Below are 24,257 nucleotides of genomic sequence, written 5' to 3'. Positions count from 1 at the left end.
TCGCGTCGGAGTCGGTGCGATGCGGCCTCAGGCGTCCGTGTTCGGGCCGATGCTGCGTTCCCGGATCTCGGTGACGATGGCCGAGAAGTCACGGCCGCCGGACGACTCGTTGAACCGGTTGTAGATCTCCGCGGCGAGCAGACCGAGCTGACCGTCGATGCCGTTCTCGCGCAACGCGTTCGCGGCCAGACCGAGATCCTTGTTCATCAGGGCGGTGGCGAAACCCGGCTGGTAGTCGTTGTTGGCCGGGCTGGCCGGCACCGGGCCCGGGACCGGGCAGTAGCTGGTCAGCGCCCAGCTCTGGCCGGACGCGGTGGAGACGACGTCGAAGAAGGACTGGTGCGTCAGGCCGAGCTTCTCGCCGAGCACCAGGGCTTCGGACAGGCCGATCATCGAGATGCCGAGCAGCATGTTGTTGCAGATCTTGGCGGCCTGGCCGACGCCGGAGCCGCCGCAGTGCACCACCTTGCCGCCCATCACCTCGAGCACCGGCAGTGCGTCGGCGAAGTCCTCGGCCCCGCCGCCGACCATGAAGGTCAGCGTGCCCGCCGCCGCGCCCGCGACCCCGCCGGACACCGGGGCGTCCAGTGCGCGATGGCCCGCGCCGATGGCGAGCACCGCGGCCGACTTCGCGTCGGCGACGTCGATGGTGGAGCAGTCGATGAACAGGGTGCCGGGCTTGGCGGCAGGCAGCAGTTCGGCGTACACGTCGAGGACGAGTTTTCCGTTGGGCAGCATGGTGATCACCACACCGGCGTCCGCCGCCTCCGCCGCCGTACCCACCACGGTGGCGCCGTCCTTGACGGCCTGCTCCTGCGCCGCGGGCACGGGATCATAGGCCAGCACTTCATATCCGGCTTTGACGAGGTTCGCCGCCATCGGCGCACCCATGTGGCCGAGTCCGAGGAATCCGATCTTTTCAGTCATTGCTCACCAAACCCAGTTCCTGATCGCCCAATTCGGCGAAGTATGCGTCGACCTGTGCGGTGGTGACGTCGGCGAGCGTCGCCGGCGACCACTGCGGGTTGCGGTCCTTGTCGATCACCTGCGCGCGGATGCCCTCCACCAGATCGGCCGAGGACAACGCCGCGATGGAGACCCGGTACTCCTCGTTCAGCACCGTCTCCAGGTTCGGCGCGGACCGCGCCGAACGCAACGATCGCAGTGTGACCTTCAGCGCGACCGGCGATTTCGTGAGGATGTCGGCGGCGGCCTTGGCCGCTTCCGGTGCGTCGTACGCTTGCAGGCGGGCCACGATCTCCTCGACGGTGTCGGCGCTGTAGCAGGCGTCGATCCAGTCCTGCTGGGCGAGCAGGCCGGAAGCCGGTGCGGCCGAGGCGAACTTGGCGATCGCGATCTCGGCCGTCTCGGTGCGCAGCGTATCCAGCAGCGCCGGAAGGTGTTCGGAGGTGATGTAGTAGTCGGCGAAGCCGGCCGCGATGGCGTCGCCCGCGTTCATCCGGGCCGTGGTGAGCGCGACGTGCGTGCCGAGCTCGCCGGGCGTGCGCGAAAGCAGATACGTGCCACCGACATCCGGGATGAAACCGATACCGACCTCCGGCATGCCGATCTTGGACCGCTCGGTGACGATCCGGTGACTGCCGTGGCCGGACAGGCCGACGCCGCCGCCCATGACGATGCCGTCCATCACCACCACATAGGGCTTCGGGTAGCGGCCGATCAGTGCGTTGAGCACGTACTCGTCGCGCCAGAAACGCCCGGTCGGCGAATCCGCGCCCGCCGCACCGCCGGTCGCGTCGGTGTGGATGGCCACGATGTCGCCGCCCGCGCACAGGCCGCGCTCCCCCGCACCGGTGACGACCACGGTGCGGACCGCGTCGTCGGCGGCCCAGGCGTGCAGCGCCTCGCTGATCGCCAGCGCCATCGAATGATTCAGCGCGTTGATGGCCTTGGGCCGGTTCAGGGTGATGAGCCCGAGCCCATCGCGCTTTTCGAGCAGAACTTCCGGTTCGCTGGTCATGCCGCTCCTACCACCGCGCGGGCGACGACCACCCGCATGATTTCGTTGGTGCCTTCGAGGATCTGGTGTACCCGCAGATCCCGGACGATCTTCTCCAGGCCGTATTCGGCCAGGTAACCGTAGCCGCCGTGCAGTTGCAGCGCCTTGTTGGCGACCTCGAAGCCCGCGTCGGTGGCGAATCGTTTTGCCATGGCGCACAACTCGACCTTGTCCGGCGCGTCGACGTCGAGTGCCGCCGCGGCCCGCCACAGCAAGGTGCGGGCGGCCTCCAATTCGGTCCGCATATCGGCGAGCTGGAACCGCAACGCATCGTTCTTCAGCAGCGGTGCGCCGAACGCGCTGCGCTGCGCCAGATACGGCACCGTCTTGTCCAGTGCCGCCTGCGCGCCGCCGACCGAGCAGGCGGCGATGTTCAGCCGTCCGCCGTTGAGGCCGTTCATCGCGATGCGGAAGCCGTCGCCCTCGGCACCGAGCAGGTTGGCCGCCGGAACCCTGGCGTCTTCGAAGATCACCTGCCGGGTGGGCTGGGCGTGCCAGCCCATCTTTCGCTCGTTGGCGCCGAAGGAGAGGCCCGGCGTATCGGCGGGCACGATGAACGCCGAAATACCGCGCGCGCCCGCGCTTCCGGTGCGGGCCATGACCACGTACACGTCGGTGGCGCCCGCGCCGGAGATGAATTGTTTTGCGCCGTTGAAGATGTAGTCGTCGCCGTCGCGGACGGCCTTGGTGCTCAAGGCCGCCGCGTCCGAGCCGACGCCGGGCTCGGTCAGCGCGTAGCTCGCCAGCAGTTCCATCGACGTCAGCCGCGGCAGCCAGCGATGGCGCTGGGCGTCGTCGCCGTAGCTGTCGATCATCCAGGTCGCCATGTTGTGGATCGAGATGTAGGCCGCGATGGCCGGGCACCCGGTGGCGAGCTGCTCGAAGATGCGCACGGCGTCGAGCCTGCGCAGACCCGAGCCGCCTACGTCCTCCTGAACGTAGATGCCGCCGAGGCCGAGCGGGCCCGCCTTGCGCAGCACATCGACCGGAAAGTGTTTCTGCTCATCCCATTCCAGCGCGTTCGGCGCGAGGAACTCGTCGGCGAAGCCACGGGCGGTATCGCTGATCGCTTTCTCGTCGTCGTCGAGGATGAACATTCGTCAGTCCATCGTCGGGATGACAAACGCATTGCTTTCCTTCATGCCGGAAGGCCAGCGCTGCGTGACGGTCTTGGTCTTGGTGTAGAAGCGGAACGAGTCCGGGCCGTGCTGGTTCAGATCGCCGAAGCCCGAGCGCTTCCAGCCGCCGAAGGTGTAGTATGCGATCGGCACCGGGATCGGGACATTGATGCCGACCATGCCCACCTGCACGCGAGCGGCGAAGTCGCGGGCGGTGTCGCCGTCGCGGGTGAAAATCGCGACGCCGTTGCCGTATTCGTGCTCGTTGGCCAGGCGCAGGCCTTCCTCGTAGTCCTTGGCCCGGACCACGGTCAGCACCGGACCGAAGATCTCTTCCTTGTAGATCCGCATCTCGGGAGTGACTTTGTCGAAAAGTGTTGCGCCGACGAAGTATCCGTCCTCGGCGCCCTCGACGGTCACGCCGCGGCCGTCGACCACCAGCTCGGCCCCCTCATCGATGCCGATCTGGACGTAGTTGTGCACCCGGTCCACGCCGTCCTTGCCGACGAGCGGGCCGTAGTCGGCGCCGGGATCGTCGGAGCGGCCGATGTTGAGCTTGTGTACCCGCTCGGTGAGCTTGGCCAGCAGGCGATCCGCGGTCTCCTCGCCGACCGGCACGGCCACCGAGATGGCCATGCAGCGCTCGCCCGCGGAACCGTAACCGGCGCCGATCAACTGGTCGGCGACGTCGTCGAGGTCGGCGTCCGGCATGACGATCGCGTGGTTCTTGGCACCGCCGAAGCACTGGGCGCGCTTGCCGTTCGCGGTCGCGGTCTCGTAGATGTACTGCGCGATCGGGGTGGAGCCGACGAAGCCGACGGCCTTGATCCTCGGGTCGTGCAGCAGCGCGTCGACGGCCACCTTGTCGCCGTGCACCACGTTGAACACCCCGGGCGGCAGGCCGGCCTCGAGGAACAGCTCGGCCAGCCGCAGCGGCACCGAGGGGTCGCGCTCGGAGGGCTTGAGCACGAACGCGTTTCCGGTGGCCAGCGCCGGGCCCGCCTTCCACAGCGGGATCATGGCCGGGAAGTTGAACGGGGTGATGCCCGCGACGACGCCGAGCGGCTGACGCATCGAGTAGACGTCGATGCCGGTGCCCGCGCTCTCGGTGTACTCACCCTTGAGCAGGTGTGGCGCGCCGACGGCGAACTCGATCACCTCGAGGCCGCGCTGGATATCGCCCTTCGCGTCGGCGATGGTCTTGCCGTGCTCCGAGGAGAGCAGTGCGGCGAGCGAATCCATCTCGTCCTGCACCAGCGTCAGGAACCGCATCAGCACCCGCGCCCGCTTCTGCGGGTTGAACGCGGCCCACACCGGCTGCGCCGCTTCGGCGTTCGCGATGACGGCCTGCACCTCGGCCGTGCTCGCCAGCGGCACCCGTGCCTGCACCTGGCCGAGATTCGGGTCGAAGACGTCACCGAAGTTGCCGGAGGTACCCGCGACGTGTTGCCCGCCGATGAAGTGAGTGAGTTCGCGAACCATGCCAGTCCTGTTCTGGTAGCCGACCGTGACACCGCAGCGCGGTATGCGGTCATCCTATAGTTGGACGTCCATGTATCTAGCGAGTGTGATTCATCCCACGTTGTGCGGAAGTAGCCCCAGCTCCTTGGAGTACTCGTTCTACCAGGGGTTTCAGTGCGTGAGGTGAGAAAACTCGAGGAGCGGATCCAGCTGGCCGGTCTAGTCCGACGACTTCGGCGACCTGGTGAGTACGTACGAGCCGACGCCGAGAGCAACAGCCCCGATCGCGAGCACAGCGACCGCTACGGTGAGGACGCTGTCGGTCCACTGCGTCACCGCCTGACCGGTCGCCAGGGCGACCGCGAGACCGCCGCCGATCACGAGCACCGTCGAACGCTGCTGCGCGAACAATACGAAGCAGACGGCAGCCACCAGCACGCTGAGCAAGAACGCCCACGGCCGATGGTCCGAATCGACGACGATCGCGCCGACCAGTGCGATCCCGACCGCGATCGCGTACCCCAGCCAGGTTTCGACGAACGCGCCGATCCTGCTGAGCGCGAACCATATTCCGCCGACCACGAGCATGCCGAAGCCCACCCAGAGGTCGCCGACGCCGAACATCTCATCGAGCGCCACCGGGATGGCCGACGCGCTGAAGATGCCGCAGGCGAGCATGCCGATCACCGACGGAACAGCGATATAACCGAGCACGGCAGCGACCAGTCCGGCGAGCGCCGCCCACGACCCCGCGTCGGCGGAGCCGTCGTCCAGCGCGGTGCCCACCGCCCCCGTCACCGACCCAGCGGCGAGCGCCAGCAAAGCCCCGGCGAGCCGAATCCGCGAGCCGTGCGGATCCCTGTCGAACAATTTCGACGGCCCACCGACCACGGCAATCGCGCCCAGGACGAGCCCGACCGATACCGCGATCAGCAGGGCCACTTGCGCACCGCGCGCGAGATCGTCCCACGACGCCCCGATCACCAGTGCGATGCCGCAGAACACCAACCCGGCACCGATGTACGCCGCGATCTCCGCGAGGATCTTCCCGCGCGGCCGCGGCTCGTGCGCGGCCAGCGCGCCCATCACTGCCTCGAACTGCGCCTCGGTCAGCACACCCTGCTCGACCAGCTTCCGCACAGCCAACCTCTGGTGTGTCGCCATCGCCCCATTATGTCCGGCCCTCGCCCCACCCACCGGAGATCGTCGATTCGACGCGTGGCCTGGTCAGGATTCGGGGCCGAGCTCCACCACGGTGCCGGGATGCGCGAGCGAGGCCACGGTGATGTGGCCACCCTTTGCCTGGTCGATGATCTGACCTTGCCAGGCCACGAAGCAGGAGGCGATCTCGCTGTTGTAGGCGCGGGTGAGGATGGGTGCCAGCACCTTGGCGAGTTCGCCCTCGGCGGCGATCAGCTGATCGCGGTAGGGGCCGTAGTACGGCAGGATTGCTTGCAGGACAACCGCTTCCACGCCTTGCACCTGGGTGATGAACGGGTCGATCGCCGGCTGGTACCGCGCGAGGACCGGGGCGACCTCGGCGAGCACCGGGCCCGCCAGCTGCAAGATCGGCTGGTAGACCGAGCCGAGCGCGAAGGCTTCCGAGGAGAACGGGCCCGCCAGCGGAGCCAGTCCGATCAGCGAGGCGAGACCACCCTGCTGCTTCGGCGCGGGCCAGCCGAGCGGGCACGCGGGCTGTGCCGGGAGCGGGGCGGCCGCGAACGGGTTCGCACCGCCCGCGCCGCCGAGCGGAACGGAACTGTTCGGCGCACCACCCAGCGGGACCGAGCTGTTCGGCGCGCCCAGCGGGACAGAGCCGTTCGGCGCACCGGCATTCGCAGCGCCCGTATTCGCAGCGCCCGCACCAGGATTGATGGCGACGACGGCGGGCGCACCGCCCGCTCCGAGCGGCACCGACGCGGCGGGTGCCGGCCCGCCGGGAGCTGGTGCGGCCGGCGCACCCGGCGCGGGTGCCTGCGGCGCCGAGCTCCCCGCCGGAGCCGAGGGCGCGGCGGATCGCGCGGCAGCGGCCGGTTGTTCCTGGGTGATCACCACGCTGGTGACCTCGTCATCCTGGTTGACCGTCAGCGCGGTGACCGCGACGGCGCTGCCGATGACCGTCAGCGCGGCCACCGCGCGGAGGGCACCGGCGAGCGCAGGCCGGGTCGTCGTGCGAGAACTCATCGGACCGTACTCCTTCTGATGTCTATTTGACCGGTGCCGCAGGCGAATTCGGTGCGGCCGCGGCGGGTTCGAACACGCCCTCCAGGTGCCAGACGCCGGTGAACCCGTTGAACGGGCCGCCGACGATGAGGCTGGTCCACTGCAGGGTGAACTTGCGGGTCTTCGCGTCGTAGGTGCCGGTGGCCGAGGGACCCTGGGCGGCATCGGCGGTGGGTTTGTCGAACCATTGCTTGGCGACCCAGTCCCACACCTTCTGCACCTGTTCGGCGCCCGCCACCTGGGCGTCCTGCTTCTCCGGCGGCTTCGGCGCGCCCTGATTGAACTCCTGGTCGTTCCAGGAGGCGGCCCAGGCGGACACGTCGGCGGTCAGCTTGCCGCCGTCGTTCGTCACCGTCGGCGGCGGCACCCGGCGCTGGGTCTGCGGGTCCACCGGGTTGGTGGAGATGCCGAACTCGACGGCGAAGAACTTGGTCGGCTTGGTGATCGACGCGGACAGCGAATTCCCCTGTGCGAAACCGGGCTTCGGTTCGCTCTGGTATCCGCCGATGCGCAGGCCGCCGGCCGTGCCCGGTTCGAGCAAGGTGGTCGACCCGCCCTGCGCAGGGGAATCGCCATTGGGCATGTAGGGGCCCTTCTCCGGCGTGCCGCCCGGCTGCACCATCCGGAACCAGGTTCCGGCGACGCTGTCACCGGACACCGAACCCGGTGTGAAGCGCAGCAATCCGACCAGCGGCTCGGGCCCACTCGACGTCGGCGCGTCATCGCTGCCGGAACAGCCGGACACCACCAACGCCAGTGCGGCCAGCACCGTCGCGGCGATCATCTTGCGTGCGCGCATACCGGATCCCCTCCTAGGTTCAGGCGGCCTAGTGGCTCGCGTTCTCATTTCCGGGCACCACCAATGGGATTCGGTCGCAGTGCCGCGCGCTTGGCCGGCACGCGCCCCGGCAGCCGAATGCCCTCCACCGCGGCGGCGAGCGCGAAAATGCCCGGCACCAGATAGCAGAAACCCAGCCCACGGAACGCGCCGAAACCGAGCGGGCGGGTCGAGTCGTTCAGCGCGACAACGGCGTCGAAGTTTCGGACGTTGTCGTTCATCGCGCCGATGAGGGCGGCGAAGCGCGAAGTCATTGGCTGCCACCGGGTTTCGAGGGTGGTGATGCCGGTGAGGTCGGCCTCCGGGTGGGCCGTCCGGACGTCCGCGGTGTATCGGCTGTTGAGCTCGCCGTCGGCCGCGACAAGAGTGACGAAGTAGCCCTGCAACTTTCGGACCTCGTCGTGGGTGAGGATCGGGCCCAGGTCGTTGAGCAGCGGTTGCGCCGCGGGCGAGGCCGGGAACAGGCCGCCGAGTAGCGGCACCGCGATCAGCCCGAGGGCGGCGAGCGCCGCGGTCGAGCGCCAGACCAGCGCCTGCTTACCCTGCTGCGCGCGACGGAAGCCGAACACCCCGGCGCCGACGAGAATCGCGCCGGGCAACGCGAGCAGCCACGGCAAGGTGCCGAAAGGTGGTACTGCGGCGAGCTTTTCGTAGTTGTGCCGATTGTCGTCTATCGCGCCGATCATCCCGGACATGTGGTAAAGGATCTCCGGGTAGTCGCGGACGAACTGGTCGACGCGCGCATAGCTGCCCGGCTGCTGTCCGCGCTGCTGGAGCGTGATGACGTTCGTCCGGGCGTCGTCGAGCACCTGCAGGTCGTGGCGGTAGCCGTCGATGCTCGACCGCGTCATGTAGGGCTCGAACGCGTCGATCATCGCCTCCCCCTTGACCGCTCGCGGAAACATGCCGGTGCCGATCGGGGCGAGGACCAGCAGCGCGCCGAGCACGATGAGCAGCACGAACGGCCAGCGCCGCAACGGCCGCGGCGGTGCGGCCTCGGGATTCGAGACGAACGCCGAATAGGCGGGCAGCCCCGACACGGTGGTCACTGCCGTTGCCGACGGACGATCCGGTCCGCGTTGAAGAACACCCCGGCCGCCGCGACCGCGACCACGAACAGCGTCGGCACCACCCACGCCGGAGCGTGCTGTCCGCGCGGGACCTCGACGGTCTTCGAGGCGAGCACCGGATCGGTGCGCGCGGGTTGTGCCTGGGCCACCGGCACCGCGGCGTCGACCGGAGGCTGAGCTCCGGCAGCAGGAGCAGCCGGCGCTCCGGCAACAGGTGGAGCAGCCGCCGCAGGAGCACCGGGCGCCGGTGCCGCAGGAGCAGCCCCAGGAGCACCGGGCGCAGCGGCGATCGGTGCGGCCGCCGGTGCCGCCTGCGGCACACTGCCGCCGCGATACTGACCGGCCAGATGCCACAACCCGGTGAAGTTGTTGAACGGACCGCCGACGATCTGACTCGTCCACTCGATCACGAAATTGCCCGCGCCATCGATGGTGCCGCGCACCGGACTGGTCTTGCCCGGCAGCCCGCCGCCCGGTTTCGGCGCACCCTGGTTGAACACCTGGTTGTTCCAGGTGACCCCGAGACTGCTCAGATCACCGGAGAGTTGCCCACCATCGGAGAACAACTGCGGCACCGCGGTACCACCGCCGGTCTGCGGGTCGGTGGGGTTGGTCGCGGTGGCGAAATCTACGCCGTAGAAGCGGACCGGCGTGGTGACCCGGCCGGACTGAGCATTGCCCGCACCGTCGAACGCCACGGCGGGCTGCGGCTGATAACTCCCGCTGACCAGGCCGCCGTCGCTGCCCGCGGACAGCGTGGTCACCGTCTGGTCGCTGCAGGCCGAGTCGCTGTTGGCCAGGTAGGGACCGCCCGCGTCGCCGGTCGGCAGGATCATCCGGAAGAAGCTGCCGGTTACCGCGCCGCCCGAGCAGACGCCGGGGGCCAGCGCGAACAGACCGTTGAGCGGTGCGGGTTCGGCGTGTGCGTACGGCGCGGCCACTATCGACAGGCCGAGGGCGGCTACCGCGGCGGTGCGCCGATAAGAGTTCCGTCCCATGGATCGTCCTTTTGGTGGATTTGTGCAGATGGATTTCGGATTTAGGGCATCGCGTCCCATCGGAACTCGGCGCGCGGCCCGCTGTCGCCCTTTGCATTCACGGTGAGCGCAACCCCGCAGCCAACTTTGTCGAATCGACCGGCCGGGTGGCACCTGGCGCTGTGATGGGCATCACCGTAGGATTAGTTTGACGTCCTAGTATCGGGCGCCAACTGGACTCGCCGGAGGACTCCCGTGGCCGACAGCAGCGCGCTTCATACGCCGAGCAACCCCGTCCGTTTCGTGACCGCCGCCGCGCTGTTCGACGGGCACGACGCGGCGATCAACATCATGCGGCGCATCCTGCAGGCGCAGGGCGCGGAGGTGATTCACCTCGGTCACAACCGCGCCGTCAGCGAAGTGGTGGACGCGGTGCTCACCGAGGACGCGCAAGGCGTGGCGATCAGTTCGTATCAGGGCGGTCATGTCGAATACTTCGAATATCTCGCCGACGCGCTGAAAAAGGCCGGGGCGGAACACGTCCGGATATTCGGTGGTGGCGGCGGCGTGATCGTCGCCGAGGAAATCGCGCGGCTCGCCGAATGCGGCGTCACGATTTTCTCCCCCGAGGACGGACAGCGACTCGGCTTGCCCGGCATGATCAATCAGCTGATCCGCGCCTGCGATATCGACCTCGCCACCGAACCACCGGTACTGGACGCGGTGCTGGCCGGCGAGCGCGCCGCCCTGGCCCGCGCTATCACCTGTATCCAGCAGGACACCCTGACCGACAGCGACCGGCAGACCTTGACCCAGGCCGCCGCCGCGCGCACCGTGCCGGTACTCGGCATCACCGGTACGGGTGGCTCCGGAAAGTCCTCGCTCACCGATGAATTGGTGCGCAGGCTCCGGTCGGACCAGCAGGACAAGCTGCGCGTCGCGATTCTCGCGGTCGATCCGACCCGGCGCCGCGGCGGCGGTGCGCTGCTCGGCGACCGCATCCGGATGAACGCCCTCGACGGCGACCACATCTTCTTCCGTTCGCTGGCCACCAGGGGCGGGCGCGAACTGCCGGACAATATCGGCCTGATCGTGACCGCCTGCAAGGCAGCGGGATACGACCTGGTGATCTTGGAGACGCCGGGCATCGGCCAGGGTGACGCCGCGGTGACCGACTACGTCGACGTGTCCATGTATGTGATGACTCCGGAGTTCGGCGCCGCCTCCCAGCTCGAAAAGATCGACATGCTGGATTTCGCGGATGTGGTAGCGATCAACAAGTTCGAGCGCCGTGGCGCGGCCGACGCGTTGCGGGACGTGTCCCGCCAGCTCATTCGCAATCGCGCGGATTTCAGCGCGGCACCGGAGGATATGCCGGTATTCGGCACCAGCGCGGCGACTTTCAACGACGACGGTGTCACGGCGCTGTACCAGCACCTGGCCGGGCTGCTGGCCGAACGCGGCCTGCGGCTGGAGCAAGGGGCGCTGCCCCGGGTGAACACCCGCGTGTCCACCCGGTTCGCGCAGATCATCCCGCCCGCCCGGGTGCGCTACCTGGCCGAGATCGCCGAGACGGTTCGCGACTACCATGCGAACACCGCCGCGCAAGTCGTTGCGGCACAGCGGGTTCAACGTATCGAACAGGTCGCCGCCGAACTGCCCGACGATCAGGCCGTCGCCGACTTGGCCGCGACCGCGCGTGCCGAGCTGACCGCCGACAACGCCGCGCTGCTCGCCGAGTGGCCCGCGCTCGCCGAGTCCTACCGCGGCGACGAGCAGGTGGTGCGGGTGCGCGACCGCGAGATCCGTACCCCGCTGCGCCGGGAGACTTTGTCCGGCAACTCGATTCCGCGGGTCGCATTGCCTCGGTTCACCGATCACGGTGAGCTGCTGCGTTTCCTGCGTGCGGAGAACCTGCCCGGTCGCTTCCCGTTCACCGCAGGCGTCTTCCCGTTCAAGCGGGACAACGAGGACCCGGCCAGGATGTTCGCCGGTGAAGGCGACCCGTTCCGCACCAACCGGCGCTTCAAGGTGCTCAGCGAGCATGCCGACGCGAAAAGGCTGTCCACCGCGTTCGACTCGGTCACCCTCTACGGCCACGATCCCGCCGAACGCCCCGACATCTACGGCAAGGTCGGCACCTCCGGCGTCTCGATCGCGTCGCTCGACGACATGCAGGCGCTGTACGACGGTTTCGACCTGACCGCGCCGACGACCTCGGTGTCGATGACCATCAACGGGCCCGCCCCCACCATCCTGGCCTACTTCCTCAATACCGCGATAGACCAAGCGCTGGAACGCTTCTCGGCCGCCGAGGGACGCCGGCCGACCGCCGACGAGGCCGCCGATATCCGGGCGAAGACCTTGGCGACGGTGCGCGGCACGGTGCAGGCCGACATCCTCAAAGAGGATCAGGGCCAGAACACCTGCATCTTCTCCACCGAGTTCAGCCTGCGCATGATGGCCGATATCCAGGAATGGTTCGTGCGCAACGGTGTTCGCAATTTCTACTCGGTCTCCATCTCCGGATATCACATCGCCGAAGCAGGCGCGAACCCGATCAGCCAGCTCGCCTTCACCCTCGCCAACGGATTCACCTATGTGGAGGCGTATCTCGCGCGCGGGATGAAGATCGATGACTTCGCGCCGAACCTGTCGTTCTTCTTCTCCAACGGCATGGATCCCGAGTACTCGGTGATCGGCCGGGTCGCCCGCCGCATCTGGGCCATCGCCATGCGTGATCGGTACGGCGCCAACGATCGTTCGCAGAAGCTGAAGTACCACATCCAGACCTCCGGCCGTTCGCTGCACGCACAGGAGATGAGCTTCAACGACATTCGCACCACCCTGCAGGCGCTGATCGCCATCTACGACAACTGCAACAGCCTGCACACCAACGCCTACGACGAGGCGGTGACCACCCCCACCGAGGAGTCGGTGCGCCGCGCGCTGGCCATTCAGCTGATCATCAACCGCGAGTGGGGCGTCGCGGTGAACGAAAACCCGCTGCAGGGCAGTTTTCTCATCGATGAGCTCACCGACCTGGTGGAAGAGGCGGTGCTCTCGGAGTTCGACCGGATCAGCGAGCGCGGCGGCGTGCTCGGCGCGATGGAAACCGGCTATCAGCGCGGCAAGATCCAGGACGAGTCCATGCGGTACGAGCACCGCAAGCACGACGGCTCGCTGCCCATCATCGGCGTCAACACCTTCCGCAACCCGCACGGCGAGCCGAAACACGACATCGAGCTGGCCCGCGGCACCGAGGCCGAGAAGCAGTCCCAGCTGAACCGGGTCCGCGAATTCCAGCACCGGCACCGCGACCCCGCGCACGCCGCCCTGGCCCGCCTGGAAGCCGTCGCCCGCACCGACGACAACATCTTCGAGGTACTCATGGACGCCGCCCGCGTCTGCACCCTGCAGCAGATCACCGACACGTTTTTCACCGTCGGCGGCCAATACCGCCGCAACGTCTGAGCTGGGTGCCCAGGAGTCGCCCGCATTGAACGGCGACGTACAGCAAAGCCGCCCCGCACGTACGGATCCCGCTGAATTCGGGTCCGGCACGGCGGCAGCGTGTGACAATCGCCGGGTCAGGGCCATCGGTGCGGTTGGGACGACGGATATGAGTCTTCCGGGTATTCGGATCATCGACGCGCATATCCACCAGTGGGATCCGTTCACTACACCGCGCGTCTTCAGTTCGACGGCGCGGTTGCTGCGGATATTGCCGGTACCGATCGATCTCGCCAAACGTCTCGCGCCACGTCGGAATCGCGAATTCATCGGGGATCCGACCGCTTTCGCCCGGCCATATCTGCCCGCGGATTATCGCGCGGATGCCGGTACCGAGCCGATCGACGCGGTCGTGCATATCGAGGTGGCCTGGACCGGGAAGGGCGCGCTGGCCGAAGCCGAGGAGACGGCGTGGGTGGCTCGGCTGCCATTCGGCGGCGACAATCCCGAGCTCGGTGCGATTCTCGGGTGTGCCGATCCCGCGGCACCCGACTTCGCGGCCCTGCTCGACGCGCACCTCGCCGCCGCACCCCTGGTGCGCGGCATGCGCGCGCACGTGGCACACCATCCCGACCCGGATGTGCTGCCCTATGCCCCGCACGCGGGCGCGCTCACCACCAAGGAGTTCCTGAACGGCTTCGGGCTGCTGGCCGAGCGCGATCTCTGCTTCGAGGCCTGGGTGTACTCGCATGCGCTGCCGGATGTGACGGCGCTGGCCGCGCGGTTCCCCGAGGTGCAGATCGTGCTCAACCACCTCGCCACTCCCGCAGGGCTTTTCGGGCCGGTCGGCAAGCACACTGGAGCGAACCCGAGTGTGCGGCGGGCACTGTTCCTGCGCTGGCGCGACGACCTGTCCGCGCTCGCCGAACAGCCGAATGTGGTTGCGAAGGTGAGCGGGCTGATGATGCCGGTCCTCGGACATCCGGTGCCGCCCCGCGGCACGACCACCCCGGTTCCGGTGCTGGTGGACCGTATTCACCCGCTGATAGAGCACGCGCTCGACACATTCGGCGCGGACCGGCTGATCTGGGGCTCGAATTTCCCGGTGGACAAACCGATTACCACCATCGCCGACAGCATCGAAGCGGTCGCCACCGCGGTCACCGGGCACGGTGGCGGTCAGCCGGAGCTGGAACACATCTTCCGGAATACCGCGCGGCGCGTCTATCGCATCAATGCCCCGGCCGCGTAACGCACCTTGCTGAACTCGACAGCCTGACCGACCTGCAGTAAAAAGCCTTATCCCGCATCAGGAATCAGGTTCGCAGGCAGATACTGCGTACCGAGCAAGGCGCCGAGACGGCAGACATGGTCGATGATGTGGTTGCCGTCGATGTTCATCGTGCCGGTGCGCCACGCGGTGAGCAGTTCGATGAAACCGCCGATGCCGACGAGGGTGCTCATCCGGAACTCGAGCTCGTCGGCGTCCAGGCGCAGGTATGGACTTGATGTGGCGACGAGCAGGTCGGTGGCGTCGGTGAGCATGGTTTTGCGGCGCTGCTCGAGCACGGCGCTGCCGGCGTGGTCGGCCAAGAGGATGCGGGCGCGTCCGTTGTCGTCGGATTGCAGGCGCACCGCGCGGGTCACGGCCGCGCGCAGGATGTCCAGTGGGGGTTGCGCGCCGTGTTCGGTGACGATCGCGGCCAGGTCGGCGAAGACCTCGGTGCATACGGCGTCCCAGGCAACGCCGAGCAAGGCGTCGCGGTCGGCGAAATGCTCGTAAAAGTAGCGGTCGTTGAGTGCGGTGCGCTGGCAGACGCCGCGCATTGTCACGGCCGCCCAACCGTTTTCGAGCCAGATGTCGAGGGCCGCATCGATCAGCCGCGCGCGTCGTTCGGCGCTCCGCTGCTCGGCGGTGCGCCCACCCCAGGTCCGGGCCGGTACGCGCAGGGTCATGGTTGACAAACTACCGGACCGCGCGCCTAATTGGTGGCACGTGCGGCCAATTGGCTTCGTGGCACATGGAGGTGGCATGACCGAGCGAATCGTGACGCAGAACCCTGTCGGTATGAGGGAACCGAGCACCGGCGAGGCGGGGTCATGAACGGCACCGGGATCGACCATGAGGTGATCATCGTGGGGGCGGGATTCTCCGGAATCGGCGCCGCGATCAAGTTGCAGGAGGCCGGATTCGACGACTTCCTCATCGTCGACGAGGCCGACGGCGTCGGCGGCACCTGGCACTGGAACACCTATCCCGGTATCGCCGTGGACATTCCGTCGTTCAGCTATCAGTTCTCCTTCGAGCAGCGCGCCAGCTGGTCCCGGACCTACGCGCCGGGGCGGGAGCTGAAGGCGTATGCCGAATCGTGCGTGGACAAGTACCAGCTGCGACCACGAATCCGGTTCGATACCACCATCACCGAGGCCGAGTTCGACGAGGACGGCTGCCGCTGGCGGCTGCACACCGCGAGCGGTGACGAGCTGACCGCGCGCTTCGTCATCAGCGCCACCGGCGTGCTGACCCGGCCCAAACTGCCCGAGATCCCGGGAGTCGACGACTTCGCCGGCGTCACCATGCACACCTCGCGCTGGGACCACCAGCAAGACCTGCGCGGCAAGCGAGTCGCGATCATCGGCACGGGAGCGTCTGCGGTACAGGTGATTCCGGAGACCGCGCCGGAGGTCGAGCAGCTCGTCGTATTCCAGCGCACGCCCATCTGGTGTCTGCCTCGACTGGATCTGCCGCTGCCCAAACCGGTGCAGTGGGCACTGCGGGTGCCCGGCGCCCGGTCGCTGACCCGATTGATCAGCCAGACCTATGTGGAGATCACCTTCCCGATCGCCGCGCACTATCACACGAAGTTGCCGACGGCCGCGCTCGGCGAACGCGCGGGCCTCACCCACCTCTGCAACCAGGTGCACGATCCGGCGATCCGCGAAAAGCTCACGCCGCGTTACGCATTGGGCTGCAAGCGACCGAGCTTCTCGAACGACTATCTGGCCACGTTCAACCGCGACAATGTGGTGCTGGAGACCGACCCGATCGAACAGATCACCAGCACCGGCGTGCGCACGGCCAGCGGCACCGACTACCCGGTCGACGTACTGATTCTGGCGACCGGCTTCAAGGTGATGGAATCCGGCAACATGCCGACTTACGACCTGCGCGGCATCGGCGGGCTGGACCTGGAGAAGTGGTGGGACGAGAACCGGCTGCAGGCCTATGAGGGCGTGAGCGTGCCCGGCTTCCCGAACTTCTTCTCCATCATCGGACCGTACGGCTACAACGGCTCGTCCTACTTCGCGCTGATCGAGAACCAGACCAGGCACATCCTGCGCTGCCTGCGGCACGCCCGCGCGGGCAACGCGACGATCGTCGAGGTCACCCGCGAGGCCAACGACCGCTTCTTCCAGGAGATGCTCGACCGGCGCGGTGGACAGGTGTTCTGGCAGGACAGCTGCGCGGTGTCCAACAGCTACTACTTCGACAAGCACGGCGATGTGCCGTTGCGGCCGTCGACCACGGTCGAGGCTGCCTGGCGCAGTGGGCATTTCGACCTGTCCGATTACCGGTTCGCGACGTCGGCGTAGCGGCCGGAGAATTGTCGGTGCCCGTCGCTACGATCGCGCGCATGAAAGCCACCGGCACCTTCTCCGTCACCTCGTTCGTCCCGACCGAGGTGGTCCCCGATCCGCCCATCGGCACCGCGCTGCCGGTCGGCGTCGCGCATATCGTGAAGGAATTCGAAGGCGAGATCACCGGCCGCGCGGCAACCCTGTTCACTGCGGCCTTCGATCAGGACAGCGGGACCGGAACCTACGTGGCGATGGAGTCGTTCGAGGGTGCGCTGAACGGCAACGCAGGCAGCTTCAACTTCGCCCATTCGGCGACGACCTCGGGCACCGACCGGACCGCCGAGTTCTTCACCATCGTCCCCACCAGCGGCACCGGCGCCCTGGCGGGCATCACCGGCACCGGCGGCCTGAGCGTGGACGCGGACGGCAGGCACCACATCTGGTTCGACTACGAGCTCGGCTGAGCTCCGCCGAGGAAGGTCGCCGCCAGTTGCCGGGTGAGGGTTTCCCGCGCGGTGGCCAAGGATGGGCCGTACCAGGTGAGGCTGCGGCCCTCGACCAGCGCCACCGGGATGCCCGGGAACGCGTCGGGGCCATCGGCTCTGGTGAAGACGTACGGCTCGTCGGGTAGCACGGCGAGCTCGATGCCGGTGGACAACTCGTCCTCGGTGAGGCGAGGGTAGCGGTCCGGGCGGTCGGCGTGCACCAGGCGCAGCCCGAGGCGGGCCGCCAGATCGCCGGTGAAAGTGTTGCGGCCCACCGCCATCCACGGATTGCGCCAGATGGGGATCACCGCATTGCGCGGTGGGGTGGGCGGCGGTGGCGCCCAGACGGATTCGGCCGTGGTGAGCCAAGGCGGGACATCGACACCGAGGGCACCGGTGAACAGGCGCGCCAGCGAGGTGAGTGCCTCGTCCACGGTTTCGATTCTGGTCACCCACACCGGAATTCCGGCCGTGCGCAGTCGGCCGACATCGATCTGCCGGTTCTCTTCCATATTGCACAGCACCAGATCAGGTGCGAGTTCGATGATGCGGCGTACATTCGGGTTCTTGGTACCGCGTACCCGTTCGACGGCGAGATCGGCTGGGTGCGTGCACCATTCGGTCGCGGCGAGCAGAATCTCCGGACAGGAAACCGCGACGGCCTCGGTCAACGAGGGCACCAGCGACACTACCCGCCGGGGCGGGCGGGCAATTTCCACCGCAGTGCCTAGATCGTCGGTAAGCGTTGCCGCCCTTGTCCTTCCGGCGCCGGTCGACTCGCCGCTCACGAAGGGCCACCCAGCACCAGAAGCGACATTCGCCGCGCACTCACGTCAACACCCGCCGAGCCAGCACTCGCAGTTCCTCCGGCGACACCGCGGGGATCATGCTGCCCGCGCCGAGTACCAGCAGATAGAGCAACTGCGCGAGCTGCCGCGCGTCGTCCGCACCATATCCACTCTCCCCCAGCAGAGTTCGCAGGAAGTCCAGCCGAGCCGCATCGATGCGCTCCTTGACTTCGGCCGCGAGCGGATCGTCGATCGCCCACGAGCGTATCGCCGTTTCCAACGTGGCCGGCCCCTCGTCCCGCAACACCAGATCCAAGAGCAGGTCCAGCTTTTCCCTGGCATCGAGTTGGGCGGCCGCCGTCACCTCACGCAGATAGCGCGTCGTCTGCACCTCCTCGAAGTGCTCGAGCAGCGCCGCTTTGTATCCGCCCATGCTCGAAAAGTGGTGATAGAACGACCCGGTACTCAGCCCGGTCGCCGCCACCAGCTTGTCGATCGTGAGCCCGGCAGGGCCCGCCGTACCTAGGATCACCAGCCCGGATTCCAGCCACGAACTCTTGCCTGCCATAGCGCCCAGCCTATAACATAAGTTTTGTTCTGTTTCCAGAACGTTGGCACGAGTTACGGAGGTCGCGATGACCGCGATAACACCCTCGTCCACCAGTCAGCCCGTCCGCTGGGCTACGCCGGTCCATTTCGCCGGATCCACCTTGCTCGGTCTGGTCGGCCTGGCCCATCTGCTGGTGGTACACGTTTTCAACGGCGACGACGGTCCCGCCGAAGAGGTCGTCAACGTGATGTCCGCGCAGGTCACCGGATCGATGTTCGACGGCGGCAGACAGCTCTCCGTCTTCGACCTGAACACCGGCTACAGCGTCGGAATGGGCTTCCTCGGCCTGCTTTTCGGCCTGCTGGCGATCGCCGCGGCGCACGGTGCACCAGGCCTGATCACCCGATGGTCGCTGTTCAACGGCGTCTGCGTGGCAGCGGCGGGCGGCACATTCTGGATCGCCTGCCTCTACTTCCCCGAACCCGCCATCGTGGTCTCCGGGCTCGCCGCGCTGTGCTTCGTCGCGGTGTTGGTCGGCGGGAATCGTCGGACGGCCTGAGCACTGCCCCGGGTACGGCCGCAGTGGCAGCGGCTGGGCAACCCTCGGGCAGTTCCGGGACCGAGGCGATGCGCGCAGACTTGGTGAGGCATCCGGTGTCGGGAAGTCCCGGTCCCGTGCAACCGGACCAGATCCCGCCCCGAAAAGTCCGGAGGCAACCGCAAGCCCCGACGCCGGATGCTCACCAAACTCGCTCAGCTGTCGAACATTTGATACAGCGCGGTGAGCTCACGCAGACCCGCCGCGGCGATCGGTTCCTCGGCCGAGGTCATCCGCATCGCCTTGCGCAGCAGCAACGGATCCAGATCGTCGGGGGCCGGCCGGAATTCGATCTTGGGTAGATCCGGCAGCACAGCCTCGTTGCCGTAGGGATCGTCGGAATCGACGGCGCGCAGGTCACGTTCGATACCACCGATGAGCGTGTCCAGGTCGAGGCCGCGCAGCGCGAGGATCTCGCGGGGCCGCTCGTCGAGCCGTTCGGCGAGCAGGTAGCAGACCGCGGCGACGTGCTTGCACGGCCAGCCCGGGTCGGGGCAGCTACAGGTGAAGTCCAGGTCGGCGGCCGTGGTCGGCAGCAGCAGCGGGCCGAGCGCGGTCGGCAGTGCGCCGGAGGCGATCTCGGCGAGCATGCCCGGCGCGTCGCGGATGGTCTCGATGAGCAGCTCGATCTCCTCCTCGCGCAGCGGACGGACGGTGAACACCGCGGTGAACGGACGCGGCTGACTGCCCTGCACCTCCGCGGTCACCGCGCCCGGCTCGATTCGGTAGCTCACCACCTGCCCGGCCCGCGCGTAGGTGCGCCCGCGCGACATGCGCCCGGCGTCGGCCATCTGCTCGACCGCGTCGATCAGCGCCTTGCCCCACCAGGTGCGCCCGAAACCGCCACGGCGGCTGCGCGCCTCGACCCCGCCGCGCACCGGACGGCGCTTACCGAACTCGCTGTAGTCGATGTACGGACTCATTCGCCGACCGCCTCCGCCCCGAGCGTGAACAGCTCGCGCAGATCATCGGTGCTCAACTCGGTGATCCAGTTCTCCCCCGCACCGACGGCCAGATCGGCGAGTTGTCTTTTGCCGTTGATCATTTCGTCGATCCGCTCTTCGATGGTGTCGACGCAGACCAGCTTGCGCACCTGCACATTGCGCTGCTGCCCGATCCGGTACGCACGGTCGGTGGCCTGGTTCTCCACCGCCGGATTCCACCAGCGGTCCAGGTGCACCACATGATTGGCCGCGGTCAGGTTCAGCCCGGTGCCACCGGCCTTGAGCGACAACAACATCAATGGCGGACCCGCGGGCTCTTGGAACCGGGTGACCATGCTGTCGCGCCGCTGCTTGGGCACCCCGCCGTGCAGGAACGGCACCTCCGTGCCGAAGCGCTCGACCAGGTAGGGCGCGATGAGCTCGCCGAACTCGCGGAACTGGGTGAACAGCAACGCTTTCTCGCCGTCGGCGAGCACCGCGTCCAGCACGTCCTCCACCAGCGCGAGTTTGCCGGAGCGATGGCTGCCGCGGTGCAGCACCCCGGAGCCGTCGCCGAGGAAGTGCGCCGGATGGTTGCACACCTGCTTGAGCCTGGTCAGCGCGCTGAGCACGGCGCCCTTGCGCGCCATGCCTTTCGCGTCCTTGATCTTGGCCAGCATGTCGTCGACCACCGCCTGGTACAGCGCGGCCTGCTCGACGGTCAGGTTGGCGCGCACCGTCATCTCCAGTTTGTCCGGCAGATCGGTGATCACCGCCGGGTCGGTCTTCACCCGGCGCAGCACGAACGGCTGGGTGATCATCCGCAGCCTGCTGATGGCGTTCTCGTCCCGCTCGCGTTCGATGGGCACGGCGAAGCGGGCGCGGAACGTCTGCGGGCTGCCGAGCACCTTCGGCACCGCGAAGTCCATGATCGAGCGCAGTTCTTCCAGCCGGTTCTCCACCGGAGTTCCGGTGAGCGCCAGCCGATGTCGCGCGGGCAGCGAACGCGCCGCACGCGACTGCCTGGTCGCCGCGTTCTTGATGTGCTGCGCCTCGTCGAGCACGATCCGGTCCCAAGTCTGCCGCTTCAGCTCGTCGAGGTCTCGCGCGAGCAGCGAGTAGGTGGTGATCACCAGATCGGACTCGGCCACCGCAGCGTCGAGCTCCGCACCGGAGCGCCGGCCGACCCCGTGGTGCACCCACACGCGCAGGTCCGGGGCGAAACGCTCGGTCTCGCGCTGCCAGTTGCCGACCACCGACATCGGGCACACCAGCAGCGTGGGCCCCGGCATACCACCGCCGGAATCGCCGGCGGCCTTGCGTCGCCGCGCGGCAGCCAGCGACAGCACCACCGCGCCATCCGCTGCCTTCGCCGCGGTCGACTTGCGGCTCGGCTTCGTAGTCCGCGGGTCCCGCGCGTTCGCCGCCTCGCGCTCGTGCACCAGCAACGCGAGCACCTGAACGGTCTTGCCGAGCCCCATGTCGTCGGCCAGGATCGCGCCGAAACCCATACGGCTCATGGTGACCAGCCACGCAAGACCGCGTTCCTGGTAGGGCCGGAGCTGCGCCTTCAGTCCGACCGGCGGGGCGATCGGCTCGAGTTCGCGGGTGCGATCCAGGATGTCGGCGGCCCACCCGGTGGCGGTGACCTCGGTGACCGGTACCTGCTCCACCCGGCCGCCCGCGAGTTCGCCGATCAGGTCGGCGAAGGTGATCTCGGAGGTGTCGGTGTGCGCGGCCACGTAGCGGGCGGCGGCGGCCAGCACCTTGTGGTCGGCTTGCACCCAATCACCGCGCAGCTGCACCAGATCCGACTTGCTGCGGACCAGCCGCTCCATCTCCGCCTTGGTCAGCACGGTGTCGCCGAGCGCGAGTTCCCAGCGGTAGGAGACGAGTCCCGGCATGCCGACGGTGCTTTCGGCGGCGGGCACCGCACTCTCCACGCGCAGCCGCATGGTCGGGGCGCTGACGTTCCAGGCGCGCGGCAGCAGCAGTCGAACGCCGGCGGCCTGCAGGGCGTGCGCGCCGTGCTCGACCAGGTCGACGACGACCTCGGTCGGCAGCAGCAGGTCCATCGAGCGCGGATCGCTCGGCAGGTCGCGCAGCCGGGGGTACGCCCGCTGCGCCTCGCCGAGCTGCTCGACGGCGACCCGGAGCAGATCCGGATCACCTTGCAATTGAACAGGGTTCGGCGCTTCTCCGTCGATACGCAGGCAGACCTCCAGCCGCCACAGCGCCACCGATTCGTCGGTGGTGCCGAGGTCGCCGTCCGGCTCCAGCAGGCGCAGCACCAGTTCCGGCTCGTCGCCGGTCAGGGTGGCCCGCCAGTGCTCCAGCGTCTCGGCCACCCGGTAGCTGCCCGCGTCCAGAGGGATGTCGCGCACGAGCGCGTCGACCAGCGGATGCACCGAGTCGGACTGGTCGATCATGGATCGGGCGATCGGGTCGGTGAGCTCGGTGACCAGATCGTCGAGCACCGCGTTGGGCCGGCCGGCCACCCGCAGCGCGGCGGGCATGGCCACCGCCAACTCGGCCAGCCAGGCGCGCTGCCGCTCGCCGCCGACCAGACGCCAGCGCACCCACCACTGGCCGTCGGCGCGGCGCAGTTCCGGCACGATCCGCCCGGCCCGGACCCAGCGTTCGACGCCGCGCGCGACGTGTGCGAGGAAACGCAGATCGCCGGCCACCGCCTCGGCCGGAAGTCGCTGCCGCAACGCCGCCGCCGCGGCCGCGGGCGCCATCGCGTGCGCGCGGACCTGCTCGGTCGCCGTGCCGTCCGGCTCGATGACCAGCACGTCTGCCCGGTGCCGGAATTTCGACGCGCTCAAGACGCTGCCCAACGGGTCGGGCAGCGCGGCGAGGGGGGCGTCGTGCCAGAGCAGCAACCCGGAGCCCGGCGACCACAGACCGTGCAGCATCAGCCCATCCAAGCAGGTGGGTCCGACACCGGCGCACCCACCGCGATCGCGGTGCTCTGGCTTTCTGCGGCGCGGCGGAACATACTTGAATATCCGCTGGTCAACGGAGGCAATCATGACGATTCTGCTCCAGGTACTCGAGCAGAGCTTCACGCCGACGACGCCGTGGGAGCGGCGCAAATTCACCTTCATCAACGCCGAGAAGATGGTCGGCATGCGGCTCGACGGTCAGTCAGGCGTGTGGCTGGACCTGTCCCGCCCCGGTGAATCACAGCGCCTGGCCCGAACCCTCGACCCGAACGAGGCCATCACCTTCCTGCTCGCCACCTTCGCCAAGCTCGCCGAGTGCGAGGAGCGCGGCGGCTCGTGGCTGATCGGGCACGACGGCGCGAACGCCGAGTCGATTTCGGCCACCCGGTTCCCACCGCGGGCAAGCGAGGTCGCCGACGACGACCTGCTCGCCCGCGCCTGGTTGTGAGGTTGTTCTGCGCCGTTCCTGACAACTGCTCTCGCTACGGGTTCTACGAATGTCGGTCCATCCGTGTACAGCTGGCGCCATGGACCTTCGGCGTTGGCTGCTCGGCGTGCTCGTCGTGCTGTGCGCCGTCGGCTGCGACCAGCTCGGCGTGGCGCCGGTTGCGCCCGCGCCCGGCAGTCCGACGCGGGTGGAGTTGGAGCAGCTGCTCGCCGCCGTGCGGGTGGTGCCGGACCGGCCGCACCCCGGCGGTTACGACCGTGGCTGCAAACCGGGACAGGGCTGCGTGTTCGGGCCCGCCTGGACCGACGACAACGACGCCCCCGGCGGGCACGACGGCTGCGACACCCGCAACAACGTGCTGGCGTTGCAGCTCGCCGAGGTGCGTTTCCGGCCGGGCACCCGCGACTGCGTGGTCGTCGGCGGCCTCTTGAACGACCCGTACACCGGCAAGCAGATCCGCTTCGACAAGGCCGACGCCAACGACGTGCAGATCGACCACGTGTACTCGCTGGCCGCCGCGTGGGATCTGGGTGCCGCCCACTGGCCGCTGGAGCGCCGCGTCCGCTTCGCCAACGACGTCGAGGTCAACCTGCTCGCCACCGAGGGACGCACCAACCAGGCCAAGGGCGACAAGACGCCCGCCGAGTGGCTGCCACCGGCCCGCGCCAACCACTGCTTCTTCGCGGGCAAGTACCTCGCCGCCGCCGCGCGCTACGACCTACCGTTGACCGCGGCCGACAACATGGCGTTGCAGGGTGTCGCGCGGACCTGTCCCTGA

At 68.2% G+C, this 24,257-nt stretch carries 21 protein-coding genes; 7 read left to right on the top strand and 14 right to left on the bottom strand.

Going from position 1 to position 24,257, the window contains the following annotated elements; translation table 11 throughout:
- Nucleotides 1-27: 27 nt before the first annotated feature.
- From mmsB to DBO33_RS07755, 9 genes are all read right to left on the bottom strand, one after another.
- Complete coding sequence (mmsB, locus tag DBO33_RS07800) at nt 28-927, bottom strand: 3-hydroxyisobutyrate dehydrogenase (protein ID WP_107654424.1); 900 nt, start codon at nt 925-927, stop codon at nt 28-30.
- Entirely contained in the window at nt 920-1,981 is a 1,062-nt protein-coding gene (locus DBO33_RS07795; protein ID WP_107654423.1) for an enoyl-CoA hydratase/isomerase family protein, read from the bottom strand. The genes mmsB and DBO33_RS07795 overlap by 8 nt, the downstream gene beginning before the upstream one ends.
- Entirely contained in the window at nt 1,978-3,117 is a 1,140-nt protein-coding gene (locus DBO33_RS07790; RefSeq protein WP_107654422.1) for an acyl-CoA dehydrogenase family protein, read from the bottom strand. The genes DBO33_RS07795 and DBO33_RS07790 overlap by 4 nt, the downstream gene beginning before the upstream one ends.
- Nucleotides 3,118-3,120: 3 nt before the next feature.
- On the bottom strand, nt 3,121-4,620 hold the full coding sequence (locus DBO33_RS07785; protein ID WP_107654421.1) for a CoA-acylating methylmalonate-semialdehyde dehydrogenase: 1,500 nt from the start codon (nt 4,618-4,620) through the stop codon (nt 3,121-3,123).
- A 198-nt stretch (nt 4,621-4,818) separates the two neighbouring features.
- On the bottom strand, nt 4,819-5,763 hold the full coding sequence (locus tag DBO33_RS07780) for a DUF2157 domain-containing protein (RefSeq protein WP_107654420.1): 945 nt from the start codon (nt 5,761-5,763) through the stop codon (nt 4,819-4,821).
- Between the two features lie 63 nt (nt 5,764-5,826).
- Entirely contained in the window at nt 5,827-6,783 is a 957-nt protein-coding gene (locus tag DBO33_RS07775; RefSeq protein WP_107654419.1) for a hypothetical protein, read from the bottom strand.
- A gap of 22 nt (nt 6,784-6,805) precedes the next feature.
- Entirely contained in the window at nt 6,806-7,621 is an 816-nt protein-coding gene (locus DBO33_RS07770) for a hypothetical protein (RefSeq protein ID WP_107654418.1), read from the bottom strand.
- A 44-nt stretch (nt 7,622-7,665) separates the two neighbouring features.
- Complete coding sequence (locus tag DBO33_RS07765) at nt 7,666-8,709, bottom strand: hypothetical protein (protein ID WP_107654417.1); 1,044 nt, start codon at nt 8,707-8,709, stop codon at nt 7,666-7,668.
- Nucleotides 8,706-9,728 carry a hypothetical protein gene (locus DBO33_RS07755; protein WP_199856548.1) on the bottom strand — a complete coding sequence of 341 codons (1,023 nt, stop codon included), beginning with the start codon at nt 9,726-9,728 and terminating at the stop codon, nt 8,706-8,708. The genes DBO33_RS07765 and DBO33_RS07755 overlap by 4 nt, the downstream gene beginning before the upstream one ends.
- Before the next feature lie 234 nt (nt 9,729-9,962).
- On the opposite strand from DBO33_RS07755, the gene icmF reads away from it, so the two are divergent.
- Nucleotides 9,963-13,181 (top strand): fused isobutyryl-CoA mutase/GTPase IcmF, encoded by a 3,219-nt coding sequence (gene icmF, locus DBO33_RS07750; protein WP_107654416.1) that lies wholly within the window; start codon nt 9,963-9,965, stop codon nt 13,179-13,181.
- 148 nt (nt 13,182-13,329) lie between these two features.
- Nucleotides 13,330-14,412: an amidohydrolase family protein gene (locus DBO33_RS07745; RefSeq protein WP_107654415.1), complete on the top strand. Its 1,083-nt coding sequence runs from the start codon at nt 13,330-13,332 to the stop codon at nt 14,410-14,412.
- Nucleotides 14,413-14,459: 47 nt separating this feature from the next.
- Here DBO33_RS07745 and DBO33_RS07740 read toward each other — a convergent pair whose 3' ends face one another.
- A complete protein-coding gene (locus DBO33_RS07740) occupies nt 14,460-15,116 on the bottom strand; it encodes a TetR/AcrR family transcriptional regulator (RefSeq protein WP_107654414.1) in 657 nt (218 codons plus the stop codon).
- Between the two features lie 144 nt (nt 15,117-15,260).
- On the opposite strand from DBO33_RS07740, the gene DBO33_RS07735 reads away from it, so the two are divergent.
- Both DBO33_RS07735 and DBO33_RS07730 read left to right on the top strand, forming a co-directional pair.
- The gene (locus DBO33_RS07735; protein ID WP_107654413.1) at nt 15,261-16,754 is read left to right on the top strand and encodes a flavin-containing monooxygenase; all 1,494 of its coding nucleotides are present in this window, start codon (nt 15,261-15,263) and stop codon (nt 16,752-16,754) included.
- A gap of 41 nt (nt 16,755-16,795) precedes the next feature.
- Nucleotides 16,796-17,203, top strand: coding sequence for a DUF3224 domain-containing protein (locus DBO33_RS07730; protein WP_107654412.1), 408 nt, complete (start codon nt 16,796-16,798; stop codon nt 17,201-17,203).
- Here the strand turns inward: DBO33_RS07730 and DBO33_RS07725 are convergent.
- Nucleotides 17,188-18,012, bottom strand: coding sequence for a helical backbone metal receptor (locus DBO33_RS07725; protein WP_107654411.1), 825 nt, complete (start codon nt 18,010-18,012; stop codon nt 17,188-17,190). The genes DBO33_RS07730 and DBO33_RS07725 overlap by 16 nt on opposite strands.
- 40 nt (nt 18,013-18,052) lie before the next feature.
- Nucleotides 18,053-18,580: a TetR/AcrR family transcriptional regulator gene (locus DBO33_RS07720; RefSeq protein WP_107654410.1), complete on the bottom strand. Its 528-nt coding sequence runs from the start codon at nt 18,578-18,580 to the stop codon at nt 18,053-18,055.
- Between the two features lie 67 nt (nt 18,581-18,647).
- On the opposite strand from DBO33_RS07720, the gene DBO33_RS07715 reads away from it, so the two are divergent.
- Complete coding sequence (locus tag DBO33_RS07715) at nt 18,648-19,121, top strand: LIC_13387 family protein (protein WP_107654409.1); 474 nt, start codon at nt 18,648-18,650, stop codon at nt 19,119-19,121.
- A 194-nt stretch (nt 19,122-19,315) separates the two neighbouring features.
- On the opposite strand, the gene DBO33_RS07710 is transcribed toward DBO33_RS07715, so the two are convergent.
- Nucleotides 19,316-20,083: an SWIM zinc finger family protein gene (locus DBO33_RS07710; protein ID WP_107654408.1), complete on the bottom strand. Its 768-nt coding sequence runs from the start codon at nt 20,081-20,083 to the stop codon at nt 19,316-19,318.
- A complete protein-coding gene (locus DBO33_RS07705; protein WP_107654407.1) occupies nt 20,080-23,001 on the bottom strand; it encodes a DEAD/DEAH box helicase in 2,922 nt (973 codons plus the stop codon). The genes DBO33_RS07710 and DBO33_RS07705 overlap by 4 nt, the downstream gene beginning before the upstream one ends.
- A 115-nt stretch (nt 23,002-23,116) precedes the next feature.
- Between DBO33_RS07705 and DBO33_RS07700 the strand changes: the two genes are divergently transcribed.
- Nucleotides 23,117-23,479: a hypothetical protein gene (locus tag DBO33_RS07700; RefSeq protein ID WP_107654406.1), complete on the top strand. Its 363-nt coding sequence runs from the start codon at nt 23,117-23,119 to the stop codon at nt 23,477-23,479.
- A 79-nt stretch (nt 23,480-23,558) separates the two neighbouring features.
- Nucleotides 23,559-24,257, top strand: a complete 699-nt coding sequence (locus DBO33_RS07695; protein WP_107654405.1) for an HNH endonuclease family protein — start codon at nt 23,559-23,561, stop codon at nt 24,255-24,257.

Source organism: Nocardia suismassiliense, assembly GCF_900269665.1.
Taxonomy (GTDB): domain Bacteria; phylum Actinomycetota; class Actinomycetes; order Mycobacteriales; family Mycobacteriaceae; genus Nocardia; species Nocardia suismassiliense.
This window is presented reverse-complemented; position numbering and strand designations above follow the sequence as displayed.